Consider the following 26177-nt stretch of genomic DNA (forward strand, 5'->3'; position numbering starts at 1 on the left):
GGGCTGCCGCCTACCGGATCAGCCGAGGTGCGAGCTCGGCACCGGAACGCCGCGCGCGTGGAACCACGGGATGGGGTCGACCTTGGCGCCGCCCGGCTGCCACACCTCGTAGTGCAGGTGCGGTCCGGTGGACTGGCCGCGGTTGCCCATCGTGGCGATCTGCTCGCCGGCGCGGACGTGCTGGCCGACCGAGACGAGGGACCGGTCGATGTGGCCGTAGACGCCGGTCGTGCCGTCGTCCTGCGCGATGCGCACCCACAGGCCGAAGCCCGAGGCCGGACCGGAGTCGATCACGACACCGTCGGTGACGGAGACGATGGGTGTGCCGATCGAGTTGGCGATGTCGACACCGTTGTGGTTGGTGCCCCAGCGCGGGCCGAAGCCCGAGGTCAGCGTTCCCGCAGCGGGGAAGGCGAGTGCGGGACGACGCGCGGCCTCCTCGCGAGCGGCCTGCTCGGCGGCCTCGCGAGCGATCCGCTCGGCCTCGGCACGCTGCGCCGCCTCCTGGGCAGCGATCGCCTCGGCGACACGCTGCGCTTCCCGCTCGGCGGCGCGGTTCAGCTTCTCGGTGTAGTGCGATGCGTCGACACCGACGACCTTCAGCACCTGGGGTGCGGTCGAGAGGTTCTCCCCGGCGCCGGTCCAGGCGGTGGCGGACTCGACGCGGACCCGGTCGCCTGCGGCGTTCGCGACCGTCGTTCCGCCGACGGTGACGGCGCTCGCGAGGACCGCGACTGCCATCCACCTGCCGGCACGGGTTGCGCGCCGTCGCAGATCGGTGGCTTCTCGGGTGGGGGTGGATTCAGGATTTCGGATCACAGCAGTTTCCTCTAGGACAGGCCCTGGGTAACGAAAGGGTCACGATTCCATCACAGAGTACTTCGACCTTTGACGAACTCAGCGTGTCGCCTTGACTCCAAACCGACCGGTATCGGACAAAAGGCGCCCGATTTGCCCCACTCGATTCACATCGACACCATCGACCTCACGCGTCGGACGCAAAACCGGGGTAAACAGTGAGTGACGTCACGCCATCGGATAACGGGGAAACGGTTTCCGATGGGGTAAAGAGGCCGTTCCGGGCAGTCCTACCGCACCGCGAAACGCAGCCCGAAATTGTCGAACGTCGCGGGCAGCGGACGCGCCGGATCCGGCTTCACATCCGACACCACGGTGAACTCGGTGGAGCGGAGCAGAGTCGCGAGGAAAGTGCTCGCTGCGAACAGCACGATGCTGCGCCCGGGGCACACCGTCGGCCCGGCACTGAACGGCACGAGCGCGGGATGCCGCTCGGCGCGGCCGTCGAGCCAGATCTCGGGTTCGAAGGTGTCGGCGAACGGCAGGTCGTCGGCGCGGTGGAAGGCCGACGACAGGATCACGAAGCCCGTACCGGCGGGAATCGTCGAGGTGCCACCCGCACCGTCGCTCCACGTGGTCTCCTCCACGGAATCCCGGAGGATCACGGGAGTGGTCGGCCACAGCCGGGTCGTGTCCAGCACGCAGGCGCGCAGGTACTCGTAGACCTGCGGTGTCCCGGCTTCGGTCCCCGACAGTTCCGACTCGACACGCAGACGCTGCTCGGAATGGGTCGACAACACCGCCAGGGTTCGGGCACTGACCATGCCTGCGGCGTCGAAGGCGAACAACCAGTGCGGCATCTGCCCGATCGGGTCGACGGACGCCGGCGCCGCGAGATCCCGGACCACCCCGGCCAGACTCTCGGACGGAGCCGCCGTGACATGACGGTGCAGGTTCTGGGTGAACCGATCGCGCAGACGGTGCCGGAGCGGATGCGCGAACGACCAGTTCCCGTTCGAGCGCAACGTCCACAGCTGGTCGGTGATGCTCTCGTCGTCGCGGGCCGCGTCGCCGAACGCGAGTCGACGGACGAGCCGCCACCAGGTCTTCACGAAGTCGGGAGCGTCGAGTTCACCGCGAGATTTCGCATGCTCGAGCAGGTCCTGCGCCTCCTGCTCGATCACGGGGACCCACTCGGCCGCGAGACGGTGCAGGGCATGTTCCGGTTCGAGGACCGACTCGTTGAACGCGCGTCGCTGGGCGCGGATGTCCCCTCGGGAGATGAGCACACCGTTGGGCTGGAACGGGCTCAGTGCGGCCACCTTCTCCTTGTTGGCCGCAGTGAACGATGCCGTATCGGTGCGCAGGATCCGGTTCACGTCCTCCGGCGTCAGGACGATCGCGAGGGTGCGGCCGGGGATCGGCACGACCACGGGCCCGTCACCGTGCCGCTTGCGCAGATCGGCGACCAGGCGGACCACACCGGCATCGGACTGGTTCTTCTCGAGCAGTTTCATCGCCCAACGCCGACGAGCGATCGGTCCCACCGCCACGAACGGCACGGCCACCTGCCCGAGGAGTCGAGCGGCGTCGGTGGGCGAAACGGTCGCGGTCGATGCAGGCACAGGTGCTCCCGGCGTCGGAGGGGACAGGACCTATGAAGGCTTCCCGTCGGGAGCACATCCAAACGTCCGTCCGGACCCGCAGGGGGAGATCACCGCAACCCTGGAACGAGCAGGCGTGCACGGTCCGCGGACAGAAGCACGCCTTCGGACGGCATGCAACTGTCTTCAGGGCGCGCAAACGTTCGGCGCTGCAGTGACAACTACCCGCCCTGGTTTCCCTGTGCCCTATTTTCCGCGCGCCTGCTTGCCGCGCGAGAGCACCCTGTCGGCCGCTTCCCAGTGCGCATCGCCGATCCACAACCGCGCGAACGCGTCGACCGCTTCCTCCGGACTCGCGCCGTTCACGACACGCTTGATGGACGCGGAGGACGGATTGGCGAGGGCGCGGCCGAGGGCGCGCCACCCTTCCTCGAAGGTCTCCCGCGGGATCAACTTGTCGACGAGGCCGATGCGTTCGGCCTCCTCGGCCCGCAGGATGTCGCCGGTCCCGGCGAGCATGAGGGCACGCCCGCGCCCGATCAGCGACGCCAGCCGTTCGGCACCGCCCCAGGCGGGCATGATCGCCAGCGACACCTGGTTGAAGCCGATCTTGATGTCGTCCGCGGCGATGCGGATGTCGGCGGCGACGGCCACCTCGGCACCACCGCCGAGTGCGTGACCGTTGAGCGCGGCGACGACGGGCGCCGGGAAGCCGGCGATCCGGTCGCACACGGCGCGCATCTGCCGGGCCATGTCGGCGGCCTGCTCGTGGGTGCGGAGCTCGGCGAGTTCCTTCAGATCGCCACCGGAGACGAAGGCGCGGTCGCCACCACCGCGGATCACCAGGGCACGTGCCTGCGCCTGCTCGGCCTCGTCGAGCACCTTCTCGAGCTGGTCCATCGTCTCGGGGGCGATGGCGTTGCGCGCGTGCGGGCGATCGATGGTGACGACGGCGAGTCCGTCGTCGAGCTCCAGCTCCACCATGGTCTGCTCTCCGAACTGATATTGGAATTCTACTTTTCGGAGAATAGCATCTCCACAACCGGCCAAGGCCGGTCTGCACCGGTCGCGCCGCGACGAACGGCGGCGTGACGCCACCCCCGACACTGGAGCTTTCAGATGCGGCAGATCCCCTCCGAACTGGTCGAACGCTACGAGAGCGAAGGGTGGTGGACTCGCGAGACGATCGGCGACATGCTGGCGCGCGGCCTGAAGGCCGCACCCGACACCGAGTTCCGCATCCACTCGACCATCCGACCGTGGGCGGGCACCGTGAGCGAGGTCGAACACGTCGCGCGGCGCCTCGCGGCCGGTCTGCACCGCCGCGGAGTCGGCCCCGGCGACGTCGTGGCCTTCCAGCTCCCCAACTGGATGGAGGCCGCGGCCGTCTTCTGGGCCTCGTCCTTCCTGGGCGCGACGGTCGTGCCGATCGTCCACTTCTACGGTCCCAAGGAACTCGGGTACATCCTGCGCGAGTCCGCTCCCAAGGTGTTCGTGTGCGCCGAGAAGTTCGGATACACCGAGTACCGGCCCGAACTGTGCGCCGACGTTCCCGTCGTCGGTGTCGTGGGACGCGACTTCGACGACCTGCTCGACGACGAGCCCTTCGAGAGCGTGCTCCCCGGCGATCCCTCGCAGCCGGCACTGCTGGCGTTCACCTCCGGCACCACGAGCGATCCCAAGGGCGTGATCCACACGCACCGGACGCTCGGCTTCGAGACGAGGCAGCTCTCCGAGCGCTATCCCGCCGACCGCGGCTCACAGCTCACGGGCGCGCCGGTGGGTCACTTCATCGGTATGGTCAACGCCTTCCTCATCCCGATCCTCGACCACACCCCCATCAACCTGCTCGATGTCTGGGATCCGGCCCGCGCGATCGAACTGATGGAGAGCGACGGACTCGTGATCGGCGGCGGTGCAACCTATTTCATCACCAGTCTGCTCGACCACCCGAACTTCGATCCGGACCGGCACCTGCAGTACATGAAGTACGCCGGCCTGGGCGGGTCGACCGTGCCCGCCGCCGTCACCCGTCGTCTCGACGATCTCGGCATCACGGTGTTCCGCGCCTACGGCAGCACCGAGCACCCGTCGATCACGAGTTCGCTCGTCACCGATCCGGTGGACAAGCGCCTGTTCACCGACGGCAACGCGTGCCCGGGAGTGGAGATCCGTATCGCCGACGACGGCGAGATCCTCAGCCGCGGACCGGATCTGTGCATGGGATACACGAACCCCGAACTCACGGCACTCGCATTCGACGAGGACGGCTGGTACCACACCGGAGACGTCGCGATCGTCGACGAGGACGGCTTCCTGACGATCACCGACCGCAAGGCCGACTTCATCATCCGCGGTGGGGAGAACATCAGCGCGCTCGAGGTCGAGGAGGTGCTCCTGACCCTGCCCTCGGTGGCCGAGGCCGCCGTCGTGTCGGCGCCGGACGAGCGCCTCGGAGAACATGCCGCCGCCGTGCTGCGCCTGCGGCCTGGGCACGAGATGCCGACGCTCGAGGACATCCGCACACACTTCCGGCAGGCGGGCATCGCCAAGCAGAAGTGGCCCGAGGAACTGCACCGCGTCGACGACTTCCCGCGCACGGCGAGCGGGAAGATCCAGAAGTTCCGGCTTCGTCAGGATATTGCGGCTGCGCACACATGAGAATAGTATTCTCGTAACAGGAGAAGGAGGATTTGATGACCGCGAACGATTTGCCGTACCAGCTGTTCGATGCGGACAACCATCTGTACGAGACCGAGGAGGCGCTGACGAAGTTCCTTCCGGAGAAGTACAAGGACGTGATCAAGTACGTGCAGGTCGACGGCCGCACGAAGATCGCGATCCGCGGTCAGATCAGCGATTACATCCCCAACCCGACCTTCGAGGTCGTCGCCCGGCCGGGCGCCATGGAGGATTACTTCAAGAACGGCAACCCCGAGGGCAAGAGCCGTCGGGAGATCTTCGGCAAGTCCATGAAGTCGATCCCGGCCTTCCGCGAGCCGGCGGCCCGTCTCGAACTCATGGACGAACTCCGCATCGAGCGCACGCTCATGTTCCCGACCCTCGCCAGCCTCGTCGAGGAGCGCATGCGTGACGATCCGGAGCTGATCCACGCCGTCGTGCACTCGCTCAACCAGTGGCTGTACGAGACGTGGTCCTTCAATTACAAGGACCGCATCTTCACCGTGCCGGTGATCAGCCTGCCGATCGTCGACAAGGCCATCGAGGAACTCGAGTGGTGCGTCGAACGCGGCGCGAAGGCGATCCTCGTGCGCCCGGCTCCGGTTCCCGGTTACCGCGGACCGCGTTCGTTCGCCCTGCCGGAGTTCGATCCCTTCTGGAAGCGTGTCGTCGAACTCGATGTGCTCGTCACCCAGCACTCGTCCGACAGCGGCTACGCCCGCCACACGGCGGAGTGGGACGGTGCCGACAAGGAGATGCTGCCGTTCGTCACCAACACCTTCCACATGGTCAACGAGTGGCGTCCGATCCAGGACGCGGTCGCGTCGTGGGTCTGCCACGGTGCACTCCTCCGCTTCCCGGAGCTGCGGATCGCGGTGATCGAGAACGGCGCGAGCTGGCTGCCCGGTCTGCTGCAGAACCTCGCCGACACCTTCAAGAAGGCCCCCGAGGGCTTCGGCATGAAGGACCCGGTGGAGGCGGTCAAGAACAGCATCCACGTCAGCCCCTTCTGGGAGGAGGACTTCAGCAAGCTCACCGCCCTCATCGGCGCCGAGCGCGTGCTGTTCGGTTCCGACTACCCGCACCCCGAGGGCCTGGCCGAGCCGACCACCTACATCCAGCACATCCAGCACCTGCCCTTCGAGGACCAGAAGCTGGTCATGGGCGGCAACCTCGCGAGGCTCCTGAAGGTATGAGCTGGCGGACCATCCCCGAGATGGTCCTCAGCGCCGGCGACCGCTTCGGTGATGCCGAAGCGGTCGTCGACGGGGACCTCCGGATCTCCTTCACCGATTTCACCGATCGAATCCGCCGCGCCGCCGGAGCATTCGCCGACGCAGGTGTCGGCAAGGGTGATCGGGTGGCGATCTGGGCCCCCAACTCCGCCGCGTGGATCGTCGCGGCCTTCGGCCTGCTCACCGCGGGTGGTGTGCTCGTCCCGGTGAACACCCGCTACCGCGAGGACGAGGCGGGCGACATCATCCGGCGCAGCGGAGCGAAGCTGACCCTCGTGCAGGACGGCTTCCTCGACCAGGAATACGCGGTGCCGGCCGGCACCCCCCGGATCGACATCGCATCCGGTTTCCTGGACAGCGGAAGACCTTTCACCCGCGAGGTGGTCGGCGAGGACATCGCCGACATCATGTACACCTCGGGCACCACCGGACGCCCCAAGGGCGTGATGATGAACCACCTGCAGACCCTCCGGATGTTCTCCGAGTGGTGCGATCTGGCCGATCTGCGACGCGGCGACCGTTACCTGCTCGTCAACCCGTTCTTCCACATGTTCGGCTACAAGGCCGGCCTCGTCGCGTCGTTCATCCGCGGCGCCACGATGATTCCCGTCCCGGTCTTCGAGACGGACACCGTCCTCGACCTGATCGAGCGGGAACATGTGACCATGCTGCCCGGACCACCCACGCTCTACCACTCGCTCCTCGCAGCGCAGCAGGACCGGACCCACGACCTGTCGTCGCTGCGCGCGGCGGTGACCGGATCGGCCGACATCCCGGTCGATCTGATCCGGCGGATCCGGAGCGAACTGCCCTTCGAGACGATCATGACGGGATACGGTCTGAGCGAGGCCGGCACCGCGACGGCCTCCCGCCGCGGCGACACCTTCGAACAGATCGCCACGACCGTCGGAAAACCCTGCGACGGTGTGGAAGTGAGCATCGCCGACGACAGCGAAGTGCTCATCCGCGGATACAACGTGATGCAGGGCTATCTCGACGATCCGGAGGCCACCGCCGCAGCCGTCGATACCGAAGGATGGCTCCACACGGGTGATCTCGGCGAGATCGGCGCCGACGGTCACCTCCGGATCATCGGCCGCAAGAAGGACATGTTCGTCGTCGGCGGTTTCAACGCCTATCCCGCCGAGATCGAAGGTTTCCTGCTCGAACACCCCGCCGTCGACCAGGTGGCCGTGATCGGGATCCCCGACGAACGGCTCGGCCAGGTGGGCAAGGCGTTCGTCGTCTCGTCCGATCCCGTCCCCGCCGAGGACCTGATCGCCTGGAGCCGCACACGCATGGCGGGATTCAAGGTCCCGCGTGTCGTCGAATACATCGACGCGCTCCCCCTCAACGCGACCGGCAAGGTCGTCAAAGAACTACTCCGTTGACACATCCCCCGCAGACAGGAGTTCCGGCATGTCGGACGAAGCTGCGATGATCGATTTCGCCGTGAAGTGGCGGCACTGGAACGGTGGTCCCGACGAGGACATCTGGGTCACCTTCGGGATCACCCCCGAGAACTACTTCCACCGCCTCCGCGGCCTGCTGACCAAGCATCGGTGGAACCGGTTGGAACCGCACATCCTCGAACAACTCGTGCGCATCTGCGACGAGCGGCTCGACACCGTCGACATCGCCTCCGCAGCGGGCCGACGTGATCGGGCACGGTACGCCTCCTCGGCACATCCGCTCAGCAGATTGTCCGCCTGACCAGGGTTTCGAGGAACTTCACGGGAATCGGTTTCGCCCTCCGTCGACTCGCGTATCCGCCGAGGCACCGAGCTCGATCGGAGGGAACAATCGTGAAGAACGGTTCCGTCGACCCGAAGCCGGAAGCTCACGAAGAGCCGCCGGAGAAGGTACGCCGCGCCATCGGTGCGTCGGCCATGGGTAATTTCACCGAGTGGTTCGATTACGGCGTCTACGCCTACACGGCCACCTACATCGCCGATTCGTTCTTCCCCGGCGATCTCGAATCCGCGACGCTGCTCACGCTGGGTGTCTTCGCGGTCTCCTTCATCATTCGGCCCCTGGGCGGTTTCGTGTGGGGTCCGCTCGGCGACCGGTTGGCCGTCGTCAGATCCTGGCGCTCACCATCCTTCTGATGGGTGGTTCGACGGTGCTGCTCGGCGCGGTCCCGTCGTACGAGTCGATCGGGTTCTGGGCGCCTCTGCTGCTCGTGCTGCTGCGCATCATCCAGGGCTTCTCCACCGGCGGTGAGTACGGTGGCGCGGCGACCTTCATGGCCGAGTACTCGCCCGACCGCAGGCGTGGCTTCTACGGCAGCTTCCTCGAGTTCGGCACGCTGGGCGGTTTCTCCGCCGGCGCGTTCCTCGTCCTGATGATCGACCTGCTGTCCACGGACGCCTTCATGGCGACCTGGGGTTGGCGCCTGCCGTTCTTCGTCGCCGGCCCGCTCGCGTTGGTGGGCCTCTACCTCCGTTCGAAACTCGACGAGACGCCGGTCTTCAAGGAACTCGAGGAGGCGCACCAGGAGGAGGCCAGCATCGGTGCCGAGTTCAAGGACCTGCTCACCCGGTACTGGCGACCGATCATCAAGATGATGGGTCTGGTCATCGCGCTGAACGTCTGCAACTACACGTTGCTGAGCTACATGCCGACCTATCTCGAGGATCGGATCGGTCTGACGACCACCTCGGCGCTGATCCTGGTGTTGATCGGTCAGCTCGCGATGATGGCGGTCATCCCGTTCTCCGGGGCGTTGTCGGACCGGATCGGGCGCAAGCCCCTCTGGGCGGCGTCGCTGGTAGGTCTGTTCGTTCTCGCCGCGCCGATGTACATGTTGATGTCGGTGGGCTTCGGCTGGGCGATTCTGGGCTTCACCGTGCTCGGCCTGTTGTACGTGCTGCAGCTGTCGACCATCTCGGCGACCTTCCCCGCCATGTTCCCCACGCAGGTCCGGTTCGCCGGGTTCGCGATCTCGTACAACCTGTCCACCTCGATCTTCGGTGGTACGGCTCCCGCGATCAACGAATGGCTCGTCGAGCGGACCGGCAACGATCTCATGCCGGCCTTCTACATGATGGGCGCGTGCGTGGTCGGGCTCGTCGCCCTCTACTTCGTGGCGGAGACCGCGGGGGCATCGCTGCGTGGACGCGGCATCCCGGGTATCGACAACGAAGCACACCCCACCGCCCTGTCCCATCACTGACGGGAGACGGCCGGCGCAGCTTCTGTATCGGTCCGGTCCTCGGGTCGGACACGACGGATGGCCAGGGTCACGGCGGCGGCCAGCAGCGCGGACGCCGCCCCGATCAGCATGCCGGTGAGGAGTCCTCCCTCGGACGGGATCGATGTTCCGCGGAAGGCGACGGTCGTCTGCGCCAGCACGACCCCCGCGACCGCCGCCGACGCCGTGCCTCCGACCGAACGCAGCAGGGTGTTGACGCTGTTGGCCGACGAGATCTGCGTCGGCGGCACCGCCCCCATGATCAATGTGGGGATGGCCCCGTACGCCAGTCCGATCCCCGCCGCGACGCAGCAGGTGAGCGCCATGAGACCCCACGGTGATCGCATGAGGAGTCCCGCAAAGGCATAGGCCGCGGCGATCATCAGGCAGCCCGCGAACAGGGTCGTGCGGGGGCTGCGCAGGGTCGTCAGCCGCGCCCCCAGCGGGGAGATCGCCATCATCAGCAGACCGGCCGGTGCGCACCACAGCCCCATGGCCACCATCGACTGTCCCAGTCCGTATCCGGTCTCCGTGGGCAGCATGAGGATCTGGGGAACGAGCAGCGCCTGGAAGTACATCGAGAAACCGATCAGGGCCGCGACGATGTTGGTGACGAGGACCCGGTTCCCCTTCGAGACCCGGAGATCGACGAGCGGTGCCGGAGACCTCAGTTCCCACCGGCCCCACACCACGAACGCGACGATCGAGACCGCGAACAGGATCGGGATCGTCGCACCCGTCCAGCCCCAGTCACCGCCCTTGGATATCGCCAGCAACCCGGCGACCAGTGCGACCGAGAGCCCGAGGGTGCCGACGAGGTCGAATCGGCCCGCCTCCGCCGGCACCGGGGTGTCCCGCACCAGCCGGGCGATGAGCACCGCGACGAGCACACCGGCGAGACCGGCTCCCCAGAACAGCATCCGCCAGTTCGTGTACTGGACGACGGCCGCAGCGAGCGGCAGGCCGAGTGCTCCCCCGATCCCCAGGGACGAACTCATCAGGGCGATGGCCGAGCCGAGACGAGCCGGTGGCACGAGGGAACGCAACGCACTGATGCCGAGGGGCACGATCCCGAAGCCCGCACCCTGGAGGGCACGGCCGACGAGCATCGGGGCCAGGGACGACGACAGTGCACACAGGAACGACCCGACGATGAGTGGGATCGTGCACACCAACAGCATCCGGCGCGCGCCGTACATGTCGCCCAGGCGTCCCGTCACGGGTGTCGCGACGGCACCCGCGAGCAGGGTCACCGTGACCACCCAGGACGCATTGGACGGGCTGGTCCCGAGCAGGGCGGGCAGTTCACCGAGCAGTGGGATGACGAGGGTCGACATCACCGTGGTGACGATGCCCGCGAAGACCAGTACCCGGATCGTGCGGCCCTTCGGTCGATCAGGCGTCCGCACCGGCACCGACGGCGGCGGGTTCGGGAAGATCGCGTCCGGTCACGGACGGCAGCGGGAAGTGGCAGGCCGCGTACTGGCCCGGACGGACCTCACGCATCTCGGGTTCCTCTTCGGCACAACGGTCCTGGGCCATCGGGCAGCGGGTGCGGAACCGGCAACCCGTGGGAGGTGCGAGCGGCGACGGCACGTCGCCGGCCAGGGGTGGTCCGGCGAAACCCTTCTCCGGGTCGGTCAGCGGCACCGAATCGAGCAGCGCGCGCGTGTAGGGATGCGCCGGGTCGTCGTACATCTCGATGGAATCACCGAATTCGCAGACCTTGCCCAGGTACATGACCATGACCTTGTCGCTCACCGTGCGCACCACACCGAGATCGTGGGCGATGAACACGACGGTGAGATCGAACTCGGCCTTGAGTTCCTCGATCAGGTTGAGGATCTGGGCCTGCACCGACACATCGAGCGCCGAGACCGGTTCGTCGCAGATGAGCAGCCGGGGATTCAGGGCGAGCGCTCGCGCGATGGCGACGCGCTGCGCCTGGCCACCCGAGAGCTGACGGGGCAGCATGCCGGCGAATCGCTCGCCGGGCAGACCGACCTGTTCGAGGACCGACACCGATGTCGTCGCCCGTTCCTTCGCAGGTGTTTTCGCGACCGTCAGGCCCTCGACGACGATGTCGGCGACCGACCGGCGCGGATTGAGCGAGGCGACCGGATCCTGGAAGATCATCTGCATGTCGCGCCGGAGGGAGCGCATGCGCTTCTCGCTCGCCTCCTCGATCCACTCGTCGCCGAACCGGATACGGCCGGAGGTGATGCGGTCCAGCCGCAGCACCGCACGACCGGTGGTCGACTTGCCGCACCCGGATTCGCCGACGATGCCGAGGGTTTCACCGGGCAGGATGTCGAAGCTGATCTTCGAGACCGCCTGCACCGTACCGTTGTCGGTGGGGTACTCGACCACCAGGTCCTGCACACTGAGCAGGGCCTCGTCGCCGCGCAGATGAGTGGCACCACTACCGGCCATGGGATTCACCTCCGGAAACGGCCCCGACCGGAACGGTCACCGGGCTCAGACACGCAACGTGATGATCGACGCCCACCGACTCGAGTGGGGGCGGCGTGGTGTGGCACTGGTCCGACGCGTGATTGCAGCGCGGCGCGAACCGGCACCCCTCGGGCGGTGAGGTCGGGTCGGGCAGCGACCCGCCGATCACCCGCAGCGGTGCGTGCCGCACGTGGTCGATCGTCGGGGTCGCCCCGAGCAGTGCGTGGGTGTAGCGGTGCATCGGCTGCTCGAACACCTCACGGGTGGAACCGACTTCGGCGAGCCGCCCCGCGTACATCACCGACACCCGGTCGGTGCGACCCGCGACCACCGCGAGGTCGTGACTGATGAGCATCATCGACATGCCCCGGTCGCGCTGGACGCGCCGCAGCAGGTCGAGGATCTGACGCTGGATCGTCACGTCCAGGGCGGTCGTCGGTTCGTCGGCGATGAGCAGATCCGGTTCGCACGCCAGCGCGATCGCGATCATCACGCGCTGGCGCATGCCACCGGACATCTCGTGGGGATAGTTGCGGAGGCGTCGTTCCGGATCGGGGACGCCCACCTCCTCGAGGAGCTTCAGCGCCCGCGTGTGTGCCTCGGATCTGCTGACGCCGAGGTGCTTCCGCATCCCCTCGGTGAGCTGTCGCTCGACCCGGACGACCGGATTGAGCGAACGACCCGGATCCTGGAAGACCATCGCGATCTGTTTGCCCCAGATCTCGCGCTTCTCCTTCTTGGTCAGGGCCAGCAGGTCGCGGCCCTGGAAGGTCACCGATCCGGATCGGCCCGAGCGGGGTGGCATGAGCCCCATGATCGCCCGGGCCATCACCGACTTTCCGGAGCCCGACTCGCCGACGATACCCAGCGCCTGTCCGGAGTCCAGGTCGAGCGACACGTCGTCCACTGCGCGGACGGTGCCTCGTGGCGTGCCGATGTAGGCACGGAGATTTCTCACTTCGAGAATCGGCTGAGTAGTCACGGCGAGCCGGTCCCTTCCGTCTTGTCGGCTGTATCGGCTAGTTGCTGAGCCAGAATTCGGCCGGCATCGGCGATCCGAGGGTGTAGAGCTGCACGCCCTGCAGATCCTTCGAGTAGGCGACCGAGGGGGTGGCCCGGACGTACCAGAGACCCACCACCTGATCGGCCAGGCGCTGCTGGACGACGTCGTAGGCTTCCTTGCGTTCCTCGACGGTCGCGCCGAACCGGCCGCGCTCGAGAGCTGCGTCGAGCTCGGGATCGTTGATCCCGGTGAAGTTGCCGGTCGACGTGGAGTCGAACGCGATCGAGAGCGGGAAGTCGGGGTCCTGCGTGATCGCCGAGGAAATGATCATGTCGAAGTCGCGCGCACCCGCCCGCGCCGTGAGCGTCGGGTAGTCGAGCACCTCGACCTGCATGTCCACGTTCTCGAATGCTCCGAGCTGGGCCTGGATGGCTTCGCCGAGAGAGCGCGCCTCCGCTGTCGGGTAGGCCAGGTAGGTGAACGAGACGGGCTTGCCTTCGGCAGCGAGTTCGTCGAACAGCTTCTGCGCTTCCTCGGTATTCGTCTCGGAGAGCTGGATGTCGGCGTAGTAGGGCGAATCCTCGGGGAAGAAGGTGCGGGGGATCTCGCCTTCGCCGTTGTACACCACGGTGTTCGCGGCATCGAGATCGACAGCGAGAGACACCGCGCGACGTGCCCGCTCATCGTCGAAGGGGGCCCTGCGGAAGTTCATCGCGGCGAACTGTCCACCGCCGGTCGATGTCACCTGGGTGGCGAGGCCCGCAGATTCGGCACGCTCGAGGCTGGTCCAGCTCGATTCCATCGACAGGTCCGCGGCCCCCGTCGTGGCTGCGTTCAGTCGCTGGTTGTAGTCGGCCACCGTCCGGATCGTGAGTTCGTCGAGGTAGGGCTTCGGGGCGTCCCAGTACGATTCGTTCTTCTCGAGTCGGATCGAGTCCTGACGGGTCCAGTTCACGAGCGTGAACGGCCCTGCACCGATGGGGTTCTCGTCGAACGCCTGCTGCCCCTGTTCGAGGGCGGCCGGCGATGCGATCCAGTTCAGTGCACCGGCGACGATGGCCTGGGCGAACTGCGGGTTGGGCTCGACCATCGTCACACGCAGGGTGGTCGGGTCGACGACCTCGGTGGACTCGATCTGCGATGCCTGACGGATCGTCGTCGAGGCCAGCGCCGGGTCCTTGAGGCGGTCCCAGTTGAACTTCACTGCGGCGGCGTCGAGAGGGGTGCCGTCGCTGAACTTCAGGTCGGGCTGCAGTGCGAGCGTGAACGTCTTCCCGTTGTCCTCGGTCGAGAAGTCGGTCGCCATGCGGTATTCGACGTCGAACGTGTCGTTGTTCGTGATGATCAGTTCGCCGTAGAGAGCGTTGCCCAGCACCGGCTGATGGGCCCATGTGTTGGACAGCGCGGCGGGATCGAGCGAGCGAGGCTCACCGGCCTGGAGGATGGTCGCGGAACCACCTGCCACGGGATCACCGACCGCCGCGGTGTCCTGGGCCGAGGCGGTATCGGAACCGCTCGATCCACAGGCCCCGAGGACCAGTACGGCGGAACAGGCCACGGCGACCGCCGCGAACATTCTTCTACGTCGAATCATGGTCGACCTTTCTTCGGAAATTCTGGGTACGAACACTTCTCGGTATCTCAGTCGTGGAGCGTGCGGTCGTACTTGGTACGGAGATGGTCGCCGACCTGATTGAGGGCGAACACCGTGAAGAAGATGACGAGCGCCGGTACGAACACCAGGTGCGGTGACGTGGCGATGGCGTCCTTGCCGTCGTTGATCATTCCGCCCCAGCTGGGCTGCGGCGGCGGGATGCCCAGGCCGAGGAAGCTCAACGATCCCTCCGCGACGATGAGCGCCGCGATCACGATGGGCATGTACGACGCGAGGGGCGCGAGGACGTTGGGCATGATCTCCCGGAACAGGATCCGTCCGCTGCCGGCGCCCATGTTCTTGGCGGCCCTGACGAATTCACGCGACGACCAGGAGAGGGTGTTGGCTCGCGCCAGGCGGATGAACGACGGGATCGCCAGCAGGCCGAGACCGAAGAGGATGGTCCGGATACTCGGGGTGAGGATCGAGGCGAGGGCCAGGAGCAGGATCAGCGGGGGGAAGGCGAGCATCGCGTCGGCCAGCAGCGAGATCACGGCGTCGACACGCTTGCCGAAGTATCCGGCGATCATGCCGAAGAACGATCCGATCAGGAAGCCCACGAGGCCGGCCACGGCACCGATGACGAGCGAGACCTGCGCGCCGTAGACGACGCGGGACAGGATCGACCTGCCGAGGGTGTCGGTCCCCAGGAGCGTGTCGAGCGAGTCGAGGTTCGGGGGCGTCCGCGGAGGTCCGATCGGAACGTTGTACGGCGCCAGCGGGAGAACGCTCGCGAAGATCGCGGCACCGATGATGAGCACCAGCCACACGATCGACAGGTAGACCAGCACCGAGCGGGTCTTCTTGGCGGCGGGTACCTTCGGCAGATCCTCGGTGGTCGACTCGACCCGCTGTGCGTCGTCCTTCTTCTCGAGCGCGACCTGCGTCATGCTCCGACCACCTTCCTGACCCGCGGGTCGACGACTTGGTAGCTGAGGTCGACGAGGGTGTTGATGCCCACGTAGACGACGGCGATGAAGGCCACGATCCCCTGCACCATGATCACGTCGCGGGAGGTGATGGAGGAGGCGACGAGTTGGCCCAGACCCGGGAGGCCGAACAGGGTCTCGACGATCACCGTGCCGCCGATGAGGCGGCCGAGGTTGATGCCGGCAACGGTGATGAGCGAGAACGACGAGGGCCTCAGTGCGTGCCGGAACATCACGTACCAGGACGGCATCCCCTTGGCCCGGGCCGCGGCGATGAAATCCTCACGCAGCGTGCCCATGAGGTCGGTACGGAGCAGGCGGTGGAAGGCCGCGATCTCGGTGAGGGCGATGGCGAGCGCCGGGAGCATCGCGCTGCGCAAGTTGTCGCCGAGACCTTCGCTGATCCGGGACCAGCCCATCACCGGGAAGATCTGGAGCTTGATCGCGAGGAAGTAGATGAGGACGGGGCCGGCGATGAAGGCGGGCACCGAGAGGAAGACGGCCGACAGGGCGTTCATGCCGCGGTCGACGGCGCTACCCGGGCGGGATGCGGAGATCACGCCCATGACGAGTGCGACCACCAGTGCGATCAGCAGACCCATCGCGGCGAGCTGGAGAGTGACCGGCAACCGTTCGGCGATGGCCTCGCTCACGGATTGACCCGTCAGCGGCGAGGTTCCGAGATCGCCCCGGACCGCGTCGGACAACCACCCGAAGTACTGGCTCCAGAAGGGCGCGTCGAGGCCGAGCTTGGCGTTCAGTTCGGCGACCGCCTGGGGAGTTGCGTTCTCCCCCAGGATGACCTGGGCGACGGAGCCGGGCGCGAGACCGAGCAGGCCGACGACCGCGATGGTCACCAGCAGGACCACCAGCAGGCTGCGGCCCACCTTTTTCGAAACTGTGAGAAACATCCGACTCAACTTTCGTCGTACTACCGAGGCCGTGGATCACGGCGACGCAGAACACGAGCAGAGTGCACTACCTGTGATGCCCCACACATTAGAGCCTGCGTGTGGCCGCGGCAATAAGGATTACAGAAAAGACGAATGGAGTTTCTAATTATTCAGAACGGCAATCTTGCAGCGCTGCAAGATACTCGAGATACGAGACGGAAAGACGGTGACGGGCCGGCTCGTACGCACGGCGAGGACCCGTGCACCGGACGGGTGCACGGGTCCTCGCCGAACAGCGATGGCGGGTGGAAGTACGGGATCAGCCTCCGGGGCCCTCCAGGATCGTCACGGCCGCAACGGCCGTCGGGCCTCCGACATTGTGCGCGAGACCTGTTCGCGCTCCGTCGACCTGGTTGACCGCCTGTCCGCGGAGCTGCTCGAACAATTCCACGCACTGGGCGACACCGGTCGCGCCCGGCGGATGCCCCTTCGTGTTCAGACCGCCGCTGGGATTGACCGGCAGCGACCCACCGACCTCGGTGACTCCCGCCTCGAGAAGCTTGAAACCCTCGAAGCGCTCGGCGAATCCGAGATCCTCGTAGCTGATGATCTCGATTCCGGTGAAGTAGTCGTGGATCTCGGCAACGTCGATGTCCCCCGGTGACAGGCCCGCGGTGCCGAACGCCTGCTTCGCCGCGCGCCGCGTCGCCACGAAGGAGGTGAGATCGCGCTTGTGCTGGTGCATCACGGCGTCGAAACCCAGACCGGTGCCGCGGATCCACACGGGCCTGTCGGTGTAGCGGTCGACGACGTCGTCCGCCACCAGGATCAGCGCGGCCGCACCGTCGCTCTGCGGCGCGCAATCGTAGACGCCGAACGGCGTCACCACCGTGTCGGCGGCCAGCACCTCCTCCACCGTCAGCTCGAATCGGCGGCACGCCTTGGGATTGTTCAACGCGTTGCGGTGGTTCTTCACCGCGACCATCGCCATGTGTTCACGGGTGGCCGGCGACTCGTACAGATAGCGGCGCATGTGCAACGCGAAACCCGCCTGCGCGAGGCCGAGCGGGAAATCCCACGCCATGTCGCGCGTCATGGATTCCCATTCCCAGAGCATGCCCTTCGAGGCCGTCTCCCGGAGTTTGTCGGCACCCATCACGAGCGCGACGTCGCATGCCCCCGATGCGATGCCGTAGACGGCGTTGCGGATCGCGTCGTGTCCGGTCGCGCAGGAGTTCTCGACCCGCGTCACCGGAACGTCGTGCAGCCCGAGGGTGTCGGCGAGGATCCCGGACGGGAAACCGTCCGTCGTCCCCATCGAGCCGAACCACGCCGCGTCGATGTCCGACTTCCGCACGCCCTTGTCGACGCTCGCCGCGCAGTCGGCGAAGGCCATCGGAAGCAGGTCCCGGATGCCCAGAGCGAAATGTTCGGCGAAGGGTGTCATTCCTGCGCCGACGATCGCGACCTTTCTCATGCCGCTTCCTCCTCGTCCACGGGATCCGAATCGGGTTCGAAGGCGTATCCGTAGTCGGGGACACCCGAGCGCACCGCGATGCGGCGGAGCACCAGCCGTCCCCGGTCTCCGATGTCGACACTGCCGGCGGCAGTGCCGGTGACCCGCACCAGCGCACGGACTCCGACACCGTCGAGGTCGACGACGACGAGCGAGTACGGGGTGCGCAGACCCGGCACCGGCACGTGCACGGTGACCTCGGTGTAGACCGTCCCAGTGCGCGGTAGTTCGACGAAGGTGTACTCGGTGTCGAGCGAGCCGTCCTCGTCCACCCGGTAGCGCGGCGGGAAGTCGACCTGGTCGCTGTCGAGGAAACGCCCGCCCTCCCATCGCACCTTGGCTTCGAAGGCCCGCTCGTAGGCCGCCAGCGAGATCGGGATCTCGCCGGGCAGGGTCTGCGCCGAATCGAGCACGGGCCGCGCAGGTCTCTCCCGGCGACGGACCTCGGCCGTCCCCTCCGCGACGGTCAGTCCCGACAGGCTGGCCTGTTCGACTCCGACGAGAGGTCCGGTGAGACCGGCCTCCGCCATCGCCGCCAGGGCGAAGAGCGCCGAACTCGCGCCCGTCGTGGGCAGATCCGTGGTCTGCGTGGCCGCGAGCGAGGCGGCGTGCTGCGCCGGGACCCCCGCCACGACGGCCGGGGTGTCCACCCAGGCCGTCGCGAGCGAGGCGAGATAGCCCCGCTTCCGGAGCAGTCTCGGGTCCCCGTAGTCGTGGATGTCGCCGGAGGCGTTCCGCGTACGTACGGGCAGGCTGCGCGACACGCGTGCGGCGGTGCGCACCTGCAACCCGTGGTCGGAGGTGAGGGCCGCCGCCGCACCGGCCGAGTTCAGGTCGACCCCGATGACCAGTGTCCGTGGTCGCGCCGAGCCGAGGGCGTCCAGCGTCGCCGGCGCGCCCCCGAGCCGCTCGATCACTTCGAGTTCGGGATCGAGTCCGAGTCCTGCGAGCAGAACCGCAGCGTTGCTGCTCTCGGTCAGCGGCAGATCCCGGCCGACGAGGACGACGTACTCGACGGATCCGCCCGCTTCGAGTGCGGCGCGGCCCGCCTCGACGGCGAGGGTGACGGCGTCCTCGTCGTCACCGGCGATCCTGGCGTCGGGGGTGCCCCAGCACGGCAGGTACGTTCCGATCGATGCGATGTAAGGCATTGGCCCTCCCTGAACCGGGTGCAGCCCCGACTAGGTGACTGCGCCCGCTGTCTTGAGCTCGATGATGCGCTCCCAGTCCAGCCCGAGCTCCTGCAGGATCTCCTCGGTCTGGGCGGCGAACTCGGGTGCCGGTCCGGTCTGCGGCGGCGTCACGTCGAACTGCACCGGATTGGCGACGAGTTCGAGTTCCCCTGCCTTGACCAGATATTCGTTGTCGCGGACCTGCGGGTCGCTCACGACCTGCAGCGAGTCCTGGACCGGTGCCCACGGCCCGGCGAGCGTGCCGAACCGCTGGACCCATTCCGCGAGCGGGCGGCTGCCGATGACCTCGCGCAGGATCTCGACGGCCTCGACGGTGTTCGCGGCGATCGACTGTGCGTCCGCGAAACGCGGATCGTCGATGAGGTCGGGGCGGTCGATGTGCGTGCACACATCGGCCCAGAACCTCGCCGGCTGCAGCATCACGAACGAGATGTAGCGTCCGTCCGCCGTGCCGTAGACACCCGAGAGCGGGTTCGTCGGGGCGCCGTGGCCACCGGCCTTCGGTGCTTCCATGTGCTGCCCGAGATGCGCGGACAGTGCGATGGTGTGGCCCATCGCCCACACCCCGCTGCTGAGCAGCGAGACGTCGACCACCGAGGGTTCGCCCGTGCGTTCACGCTTGAACAATGCCGCCGCGATACCGCCGGCGAGGTTCGTGCCCGAGATCGTGTCGCCGAAGGCGGGCCCGGGAGGTGCGATCATCCCGTCGATGCCGGGCGGGGTGAGCGTGGCGGCGACACCGGCGCGCGCCCAGAAGGCCGTCATGTCGTATCCGCCCTTGCCGGACTCGACACCGCGCGGGCCGAGCGCACTCCCCCGCGCGTAGACGATCTTCGGGTTGACCGCGCGGATGTCGTCGACGTCGATCTGCAGCTTGGTCCGCACCTTGGGCAGGAAGCTGGTGAGGAAGACGTCGGCGGTACGCACGAGCTCGAGCAGCACCTCGCGGCCCTCGGGGATCGAGATGTCCAGGCCGAGGCTGCGCTTGCCGCGGTTGGCGTGCTCGACGTTGGGGTTCGGATCACCTTCGACGCGAAGGGTTCCCGTCTGTCGCAGACCCCGCTGCGGGTCGCCGGTCACCGCGTGCTCGATCTTGACGACGTCGGCGCCCCACTCCGCGAGCACCGCGCCCGCGGAGGGAACGAAACCGTACATCGCGACCTCGACGACGCGGACGCCTTCGAGTGGCTTCACGAGGTCACCGCCTTCGAGAACGCCTTGAGCTGCTGGAACTCCTCGAGTCCGGCCCTGCCCATCTCACGGCCGATGCCGGACTGCTTGTAGCCGCCGAACGGGACGTCGGGGCTGAAGTAGTTGCCGCCGTTGACGGAGAAGGTGCCGGTGCGGATGCGGCGGCCGATCGCGATACCGCGTTCTTCGTCGGCGGTGAGCACGCCGCCCGACAGGCCGTACTTGGAGTTGTTGGCGATCCGCACGGCATCGTCGTCGTCGTCGAACGGGATGACGGCGAGGACCGGTCCGAAGACCTCCTCCTGCGCGATCTCACTGTCGGGGTCGACGTTCGCGAGGAGGGTGGGCTTGTAGAACCAGCCCGGATCGACCTTCTCTCCACCGGTGACGAGGGTGGCGCCGTCGGCCACGGCGCGCTCGACCATGCCGTGGATCTTCTCGCGCTGCTTCTCGCTGATGACCGGGCCCATGTAGATCTTCGGGTTCGACGGATCGCCGTAGGGCACGTGCTGCATCATCCCGGCGACCTGCGCGACGATCTCGTCGTGCTTGTCGCGGGGGACGAGCAGACGCGTGGTCAGCGCGCAGCCCTGGCCGGCATGCGAGCAGATGCTGAAGGCGGCGAACTGCGCGGCGGTCGCGAAGTCGGCGTCCTCGAGGACGATGAGCGCCGACTTGCCGCCGAGTTCGAGGAAGACCTTCTTCAGCGAGTCCGCGGCCGCGGCCATGATCTTCTTGCCCACGGGGGTCGAGCCGGTGAAGGTGACGACGTCGACGTCCGGATGGGTGGTCATGAGCTCACCGGGGGCGACCTGCGACGACGAGATGATGTTGACGACACCGGCCGGGATGTCGGTGTGCTCGGCGATGATCTCGGCGAGCGCCTGGGTGACGAGCGGGGTGTCGGGTGCGCCCTTGAGCACCACCGTGCAGCCCGCGGCGAGCGCGGCCGGCAGCTTCGCCATGGCCAGCTGGGTCGGGTAGTTGTAGGCGACGATCGCGGCGACGACGCCGGCCGCTTCCTTCTCCACCCAGCGGCGGTGCGGCTGTCCGCGGAACTCGACGTCGCCGAGGTCCTCCGTGAACTCGGTGTTCCGCAGCAGGTCGGCGTAGTACTTCACGATCTCGAGCGGCGCGTCGACCTGGTTGCCGTGGGTGAGGATGCGCGGGGCGCCGACCTCGGCGATCGTCAGCTCGCGCAGTTCCTCGACGTTGTCGCGCAGGGCCTTGTAGAGCTGGTCGAGGCACTTGATCCGGAACTCGACATCGGTGGACCAGGTGGTCGTGTCGAATGCGCGTCGCGCTGCACGGATGGCGGCTTCCGCCTCCTCGACACCCGCATCGGGGGCGTAACCCACCAGTTCACCGGTCGCCGGATTGTAGGAAGCGAAGGTGCGCTCGGTGGTGGTGAGCTTCCCGTCGATCAGCAGCCGTTTCGCCACTTCGGTGGTCGCGGCGTCGGCCACCGCGGTGGCTCCGTTCTCCTGCACTGACATCCCATCTCCTCGCATCGTGTGGAAATCACATTCTCAGATCAGAGAATTAATCTGTTCGACTTTCGAGAACTTTAGCAAGGAGCAGTCCGGCAGGATAGCCCCGGGAGTGACCCGCGCCACGCGACAACGGCCTACATGGGCGAATTCTCCGGGTCTTGCGGCTCCCAATTGCGCGAGAGTATGGTTCTCGCAACCGGAAGGGAGATTCTTGTGATCAGCACTACAGCCCTCAGCCCGTCACTCGGTGTGGAAGTCACCGGCCTGGACAGCCTCGACGACGAGCGTGTGGTCGCCCAGCTGCTCGAGGCACTCAAATGGCGTGGCGTACTTCTCGTGCGCGGTATCCACCTCGACGACGAGGCCCAGGTCGCCTTCAGTCGCAAGCTCGGCAAGGTCGTCATGCCTGTCCCGGGCGAAGAGATCTTCACCGTCTCGCTCGACCCCGCCAAGACGCCGACGGCCGAATACCTCAAGGGCACGTTCCACTGGCACATCGACGACACCACCAACGAGGTGCCGGCGAAGGCCACCACACTCACCGCCCGCCACGTCGCAATGGTCGGTGGCGGAACGGAGTTCGCCAGCACCTACGCCGCCTACGAGAATCTTCCCGACCACGAGAAGAAGCGGTACGAAGGCCTGCGCGTCGTCCACAGCTTCGAGGCCGCCCAGCGTCTGGTCTACCCCGACCCCACCGAGGAGCAGGTCGCACGCTGGCGTGCGCTGCCGCCCCGCGAGTCCTCCCTCGTCTGGGAGCGCCGCGACGGACGACGCTCCCTCGTCATCGGCGCCACGGCCGATCACATCGTCGGCATGCGCCCCGAGGAGAGCCGCGAACTCCTCGACGAGCTGCTCGCGTGGACCACGCAGGAACGCTTCTGCTACTCCCACGAATGGCAGGTCGGCGACCTCGTCGTCTGGGACAACACCGGCATGCTGCACCGGGCACTGCCCTACGACCCGTCGTCCGAGCGCCTCATGCGCCGCACCACGATCGTCGGTGACGAACCGTGGCAGTGAAGACAGCGGTCGTCACGGGCGGAAGCTCCGGAATCGGCAAGGCGATCGCCGAACGCCTGCGCAAGGACGGCCACCAGGTCGCGGTGCTCGATCTCAACCCCTCCGGTGAGGAGCTCGAGTACAAGGTCGACGTCTCCGACCGCGCACAGGTCGACGACGCCTTCGCCCGGATCCGCGAACAGCTCGGCCCCGTCACGATTCTCGTCAACGGCGCGGGACTCGAGCTCTACAAGCGCTTCCACAACATCGACTACGCGACCTGGCAGAAGGTCGTCGACGTCAACCTCGGCGGCGTCTTCCACTGCGTGCAGGCCGCCCTGCCCGACATGCTCGAGGCCGGCTGGGGACGCATCGTCAACATCTCGTCGTCGAGCGCGCAGTCGGGTCAGCAGTTCATGACCGCCTACGTCTCGTCCAAGGCCGGCGTCAACGGACTCACCAAATCACTTGCGCTGGAATATGGTCCGTCCGGCATCACCGTCAACGCCGTACCCCCCGGTTTCGTCGAGACTCCCATGCTGCACCGCTCCGCCGAGAAGGGCCTGCTCGGCGGCACCATCGAGGAACACGTCCAGCGCACCCCCGTCCGCCGAGTCGGACAACCCGAGGACATCGCCGCCGCCTGCTCCTTCCTGATCTCCGAGGAGGCCGGATACATCACCGGCCAGATCCTCGGGGTCAACGGCGGACGCAACACCTGATCCACCCTCTCCGCCGAAACCCGATCGAAAGGACAATCCAGTGGGACGTGTCGAAGGCAAGGTCGCGTTCGTCACCGGTGCGGCGCGCGGCCAGGGCCGCAGCCACGCGGTCAAGCTCGCGTCCGAGGGTGCCGACATCATCGCTGTCGACATCTGCACGGACATCGACTCGATGGGGTACTCCATGGCCACGCCGGAGGACCTCGAGGAAACCGTGAGGCTCGTCGAGAAGGAAGGCCGCCGGATCGTCGCGATCCAGGCCGACGTCCGCGACGCAGCCCAGATGGAAGACGCTGTGGCGCAGGGCATTGCCGAGTTCGGCAAGCTCGACGTCGTCGTCGCGCAGGCCGGTGTCGCCGGCATGAAGGGCGAGCCCCAGACCCAGGCCTGGACCGACGTCGTCAACACCAACCTCGTGGGCACGATGAACGCCGTCCACGCCGCCCTGCCGCACCTGAAGGCAGGCGCCTCCATCATCGCCACCGGTTCCACCGCGGCACTGATGGACGTGTCGAAGGTCGACCAGCCCGGCAAGGATCTCGGTGGCGTCGCCTACGTGTTCTCCAAGCGGGCCCTGTCCCAGTTCATCGACACGCTCGCAACCCATCTCGCGCCGCGCATGATCCGCGCGAACGTTCTGCACCCGACCAACTGCAACACCGACATGCTGCAGAGCGAACCGATGTACCGCTCCTTCCGCCCCGACCTCGAGCACCCCCGGCGTGAGGACGCGGAGCCCGCCTTCGGTGTGCAGCAGGCCATGCCGATCCCGTACATCGAGCCCGAGGACTCGAGCAACATGGTGCTCTTCCTCGCGTCCGACGAATCGCGCTACGTGACCGGCATGCAGATGCGCGTCGACGGTGGCGGCTACCTCAAGTGGTACGACTACCACATCTGACCGTTCGATCGTGGCGGGCGACCCCCGCACGCGGCAGAACGTTGCCGGACCGGACCAGTACACATCATCGACCGGGAGGAACATCGTGAAGGTCAGAGTCGACCCCGACCGCTGCCAGGGCCACACCCTGTGTGCCATGGCCGCACCAGAAGTATTCGAACTGAGCGACATCGACGGCCACGCGACCGCCGTCGTGGAGGACGTGCCCGCGCATCTCGAGGAGAACGTGCGCGAAGCAGCCCGGTCCTGCCCCGAGCAGGCCATCGAGATCTCCTGACCACCAGCGTTTCGACAGCCCCGATCGAAGCGTCAGAGAGGACAGTCATGAGCGTCGACGACGTCGTTGCCGACACATCCCACCGCACTCCGGTCTACCAGTTCGACCGGCACGCACCCGACTACCGCGACAACTTCCTTCCGATCACGGAAGAGATGCAGTCCAAATGCCCGATGGCCTGGTCGGACACCCACGGCGGCCACTGGGTCGCCGCGGGCAGCGACGAGGTGTTCAACCTCGTCCGGTCCCCGAACGTCTCCAACGACCACGACATCAAGGGTGTCCGAAAAGGCTACAAGGGCATCATGATTCCGACGGCCGAGCGCGCCTCCGGCGTGCGCGGTGGAATCCTCGAAATGGACGACCCCGAGCATCGGGAGTTCCGCGCCCTGCTCAACCCCTACCTCTCCCCCGCGGCGATCAAGAAGTGGATCCCCGTCATCGACGAGGTCGTGCGCGCGAGCCTCGACGAGAAGATCGAGAGCGGACGGATCGACTTCGTCGACGATCTCGCGAACATCGTGCCGGCCGTCATCACCCTGGCCATGCTCGGTGTCCCGATCAAGAAGTGGGAGGTGTACTGCGAGCCGGTCCACGCCGCGATCTACACCCCGCCGGACTCGCCGGACGTCGCCCGCGTCAGCGAACTGCACCGCAGCATGGGCATCGACCTGATCACGAACCTGTTCGAGATCCGCGAGAAGCCGCGTCCCGGCCTGATCAACGCGATCGCCGACGTCGAGGTGCTCGGCGAGAAGCCCGACGACATGGAGCTTCTCGGCATCCTGAGCCTGCTGATCGGTGGCGGATTCGACACCACCACGGCACTGACCTCGCACGCCCTCGAATGGCTCAGCCAGAATCCCGACGAGCGCGAGCGTCTCAGCCAGGAACGCGACAGCCTGCTCGACAGCGCCACCGAGGAGTTCCTGCGGTACTTCACCCCCTCGCCGGGTGACGGTCGTACCTTCTCCACCGACTGCGAGTTCAAGGGCACGCAGTTCAAGGAGGGTGAGCGTCTGTGGCTGTCGTGGGCGATGGCCAACCGCGATCCCGCTCTGTTCGACGACCCGAACTCGATCGATCTCGAGCGGAAGGGCAACCGTCACTTCAGCTTCGGTCTGGGTGTCCACCGGTGCATCGGATCGAACCTGGCGCGCACGGTGTTCAAGCGGATGCTGCTCGCCGTGCTCGACCGGATGCCCGACTACACGTGCGATCCGGAGACGACGGTGCACTACGACTCCATCGGCGTCATCCAGGGCATGCGGCACCTCCCGGCGACGTTCACACCGGGCAAGCGCCTCGGCGCCGGCCTCGACGAAACGCTGGAGAAGCTGCAGGTCCAGATCGACGAGCAGGAACTCGCGGCACCCATCACGGCTGCCAGGTAACACCGCTCGGACGTAACCAGGAGTGAGGAAGGCCGGTATCGGT

General features: G+C 66.9%; 22 protein-coding genes and 1 pseudogene. 10 read left to right on the forward strand and 13 right to left on the reverse strand.

The window, feature by feature from the left end:
* Positions 1-18 precede the first annotated feature (18 nt).
* From CKW34_RS21210 to CKW34_RS21220, 3 genes are all read right to left on the reverse strand, one after another.
* A complete protein-coding gene (locus CKW34_RS21210; protein ID WP_059384075.1) occupies positions 19-741 on the reverse strand; it encodes a M23 family metallopeptidase in 723 nt (240 codons plus the stop codon).
* Between the two features lie 347 nt (positions 742-1088).
* Entirely contained in the window at positions 1089-2423 is a 1335-nt protein-coding gene (locus CKW34_RS21215; RefSeq protein WP_059384074.1) for a cytochrome P450, read from the reverse strand.
* Positions 2424-2648: 225 nt separating this feature from the next.
* Positions 2649-3386 (reverse strand): enoyl-CoA hydratase/isomerase family protein, encoded by a 738-nt coding sequence (locus CKW34_RS21220; RefSeq protein WP_059384073.1) that lies wholly within the window; start codon positions 3384-3386, stop codon positions 2649-2651.
* Positions 3387-3521: 135 nt separating this feature from the next.
* Here CKW34_RS21220 and CKW34_RS21225 point away from each other — a divergent pair, with 135 nt between their 5' ends.
* The 5 genes and pseudogenes from CKW34_RS21225 (at position 3522) to CKW34_RS21245 (ending at position 9494) form a co-directional block, all read left to right on the forward strand.
* The gene (locus tag CKW34_RS21225; RefSeq protein ID WP_059384072.1) at positions 3522-5063 is read left to right on the forward strand and encodes an AMP-binding protein; all 1542 of its coding nucleotides are present in this window, start codon (positions 3522-3524) and stop codon (positions 5061-5063) included.
* A 35-nt stretch (positions 5064-5098) separates the two neighbouring features.
* A complete protein-coding gene (locus tag CKW34_RS21230; RefSeq protein ID WP_059384071.1) occupies positions 5099-6280 on the forward strand; it encodes an amidohydrolase family protein in 1182 nt (393 codons plus the stop codon).
* Positions 6277-7710, forward strand: coding sequence for a FadD3 family acyl-CoA ligase (locus CKW34_RS21235; protein ID WP_059384070.1), 1434 nt, complete (start codon positions 6277-6279; stop codon positions 7708-7710). The genes CKW34_RS21230 and CKW34_RS21235 overlap by 4 nt, the downstream gene beginning before the upstream one ends.
* 28 nt (positions 7711-7738) lie before the next feature.
* The gene (locus tag CKW34_RS21240; protein WP_059384069.1) at positions 7739-8032 is read left to right on the forward strand and encodes a DUF3263 domain-containing protein; all 294 of its coding nucleotides are present in this window, start codon (positions 7739-7741) and stop codon (positions 8030-8032) included.
* Positions 8033-8208: 176 nt separating this feature from the next.
* Positions 8209-9494: pseudogene (locus tag CKW34_RS21245) on the forward strand (MFS transporter).
* On the opposite strand, the gene CKW34_RS21250 reads toward CKW34_RS21245, so the two are convergent.
* The 10 genes from CKW34_RS21250 to CKW34_RS21295 form a co-directional block, all read right to left on the reverse strand.
* Entirely contained in the window at positions 9488-10927 is a 1440-nt protein-coding gene (locus tag CKW34_RS21250) for an MFS transporter (protein WP_059384068.1), read from the reverse strand. The pseudogene CKW34_RS21245 and the gene CKW34_RS21250 sit on opposite strands and share 7 nt — an antisense overlap.
* Complete coding sequence (locus CKW34_RS21255) at positions 10908-11945, reverse strand: ABC transporter ATP-binding protein (RefSeq protein ID WP_059384067.1); 1038 nt, start codon at positions 11943-11945, stop codon at positions 10908-10910. The genes CKW34_RS21250 and CKW34_RS21255 overlap by 20 nt, the downstream gene beginning before the upstream one ends.
* The gene (locus CKW34_RS21260) at positions 11935-12873 is read right to left on the reverse strand and encodes an ABC transporter ATP-binding protein (RefSeq protein ID WP_016692326.1); all 939 of its coding nucleotides are present in this window, start codon (positions 12871-12873) and stop codon (positions 11935-11937) included. The genes CKW34_RS21255 and CKW34_RS21260 overlap by 11 nt, the downstream gene beginning before the upstream one ends.
* A gap of 112 nt (positions 12874-12985) precedes the next feature.
* Positions 12986-14563, reverse strand: a complete 1578-nt coding sequence (locus tag CKW34_RS21265; RefSeq protein WP_059384066.1) for an ABC transporter substrate-binding protein — start codon at positions 14561-14563, stop codon at positions 12986-12988.
* A gap of 47 nt (positions 14564-14610) precedes the next feature.
* Positions 14611-15513, reverse strand: coding sequence for an ABC transporter permease (locus CKW34_RS21270; protein ID WP_059384065.1), 903 nt, complete (start codon positions 15511-15513; stop codon positions 14611-14613).
* Complete coding sequence (locus CKW34_RS21275) at positions 15510-16463, reverse strand: ABC transporter permease (protein ID WP_059384064.1); 954 nt, start codon at positions 16461-16463, stop codon at positions 15510-15512. Before CKW34_RS21275 ends, CKW34_RS21270 begins: the two co-directional genes overlap by 4 nt.
* Positions 16464-16764: 301 nt before the next feature.
* Positions 16765-17922, reverse strand: a complete 1158-nt coding sequence (locus CKW34_RS21280) for a thiolase family protein (protein ID WP_059384063.1) — start codon at positions 17920-17922, stop codon at positions 16765-16767.
* The gene (locus tag CKW34_RS21285; protein WP_059384062.1) at positions 17919-19112 is read right to left on the reverse strand and encodes an OB-fold domain-containing protein; all 1194 of its coding nucleotides are present in this window, start codon (positions 19110-19112) and stop codon (positions 17919-17921) included. Before CKW34_RS21285 ends, CKW34_RS21280 begins: the two co-directional genes overlap by 4 nt.
* A 30-nt stretch (positions 19113-19142) precedes the next feature.
* Positions 19143-20348: a CaiB/BaiF CoA transferase family protein gene (locus CKW34_RS21290; RefSeq protein ID WP_016692320.1), complete on the reverse strand. Its 1206-nt coding sequence runs from the start codon at positions 20346-20348 to the stop codon at positions 19143-19145.
* Entirely contained in the window at positions 20345-21841 is a 1497-nt protein-coding gene (locus CKW34_RS21295; protein WP_059384061.1) for an aldehyde dehydrogenase family protein, read from the reverse strand. Before CKW34_RS21295 ends, CKW34_RS21290 begins: the two co-directional genes overlap by 4 nt.
* Before the next feature lie 210 nt (positions 21842-22051).
* On the opposite strand from CKW34_RS21295, the gene CKW34_RS21300 reads away from it, so the two are divergent.
* From CKW34_RS21300 to CKW34_RS21320, 5 genes are all read left to right on the forward strand, one after another.
* Positions 22052-22861: a TauD/TfdA dioxygenase family protein gene (locus tag CKW34_RS21300; RefSeq protein ID WP_059384060.1), complete on the forward strand. Its 810-nt coding sequence runs from the start codon at positions 22052-22054 to the stop codon at positions 22859-22861.
* Positions 22858-23562 carry an SDR family NAD(P)-dependent oxidoreductase gene (locus CKW34_RS21305; RefSeq protein WP_016692316.1) on the forward strand — a complete coding sequence of 235 codons (705 nt, stop codon included), beginning with the start codon at positions 22858-22860 and terminating at the stop codon, positions 23560-23562. The genes CKW34_RS21300 and CKW34_RS21305 overlap by 4 nt, the downstream gene beginning before the upstream one ends.
* Positions 23563-23602: 40 nt before the next feature.
* Entirely contained in the window at positions 23603-24463 is an 861-nt protein-coding gene (locus CKW34_RS21310; protein WP_059384059.1) for a mycofactocin-coupled SDR family oxidoreductase, read from the forward strand.
* Between the two features lie 85 nt (positions 24464-24548).
* Positions 24549-24740: a ferredoxin gene (locus CKW34_RS21315; protein WP_016692314.1), complete on the forward strand. Its 192-nt coding sequence runs from the start codon at positions 24549-24551 to the stop codon at positions 24738-24740.
* A gap of 47 nt (positions 24741-24787) precedes the next feature.
* The gene (locus tag CKW34_RS21320; RefSeq protein WP_059384058.1) at positions 24788-26134 is read left to right on the forward strand and encodes a cytochrome P450; all 1347 of its coding nucleotides are present in this window, start codon (positions 24788-24790) and stop codon (positions 26132-26134) included.
* Positions 26135-26177: the final 43 nt, after the last annotated feature.

The organism is Rhodococcus rhodochrous (genome assembly GCF_900187265.1).
Taxonomy (GTDB): domain Bacteria; phylum Actinomycetota; class Actinomycetes; order Mycobacteriales; family Mycobacteriaceae; genus Rhodococcus; species Rhodococcus rhodochrous.

Excerpts from the sequence above, each read along its gene's own strand:
- CKW34_RS21210 (WP_059384075.1), bottom strand. The coding sequence starts at position 741 with ATGGCAGTCGCGGTCCTCGCGAGCGCCGTCACCGTCGGCGGAACGACG.
- CKW34_RS21220 (WP_059384073.1), bottom strand. The coding sequence starts at position 3,386 with ATGGTGGAGCTGGAGCTCGACGACGGACTCGCCGTCGTCACCATCGAT.
- CKW34_RS21225 (WP_059384072.1), top strand. The coding sequence starts at position 3,522 with ATGCGGCAGATCCCCTCCGAACTGGTCGAACGCTACGAGAGCGAAGGG.
- CKW34_RS21230 (WP_059384071.1), top strand. The coding sequence starts at position 5,099 with ATGACCGCGAACGATTTGCCGTACCAGCTGTTCGATGCGGACAACCAT.
- CKW34_RS21235 (WP_059384070.1), top strand. The coding sequence starts at position 6,277 with ATGAGCTGGCGGACCATCCCCGAGATGGTCCTCAGCGCCGGCGACCGC.
- CKW34_RS21240 (WP_059384069.1), top strand. The coding sequence starts at position 7,739 with ATGTCGGACGAAGCTGCGATGATCGATTTCGCCGTGAAGTGGCGGCAC.
- CKW34_RS21255 (WP_059384067.1), bottom strand. The coding sequence starts at position 11,945 with ATGGCCGGTAGTGGTGCCACTCATCTGCGCGGCGACGAGGCCCTGCTC.
- CKW34_RS21265 (WP_059384066.1), bottom strand. The coding sequence starts at position 14,563 with ATGATTCGACGTAGAAGAATGTTCGCGGCGGTCGCCGTGGCCTGTTCC.
- CKW34_RS21270 (WP_059384065.1), bottom strand. The coding sequence starts at position 15,513 with ATGACGCAGGTCGCGCTCGAGAAGAAGGACGACGCACAGCGGGTCGAG.
- CKW34_RS21275 (WP_059384064.1), bottom strand. The coding sequence starts at position 16,463 with ATGTTTCTCACAGTTTCGAAAAAGGTGGGCCGCAGCCTGCTGGTGGTC.
- CKW34_RS21280 (WP_059384063.1), bottom strand. The coding sequence starts at position 17,922 with ATGAGAAAGGTCGCGATCGTCGGCGCAGGAATGACACCCTTCGCCGAA.
- CKW34_RS21285 (WP_059384062.1), bottom strand. The coding sequence starts at position 19,112 with ATGCCTTACATCGCATCGATCGGAACGTACCTGCCGTGCTGGGGCACC.
- CKW34_RS21295 (WP_059384061.1), bottom strand. The coding sequence starts at position 21,841 with ATGTCAGTGCAGGAGAACGGAGCCACCGCGGTGGCCGACGCCGCGACC.
- CKW34_RS21320 (WP_059384058.1), top strand. The coding sequence starts at position 24,788 with ATGAGCGTCGACGACGTCGTTGCCGACACATCCCACCGCACTCCGGTC.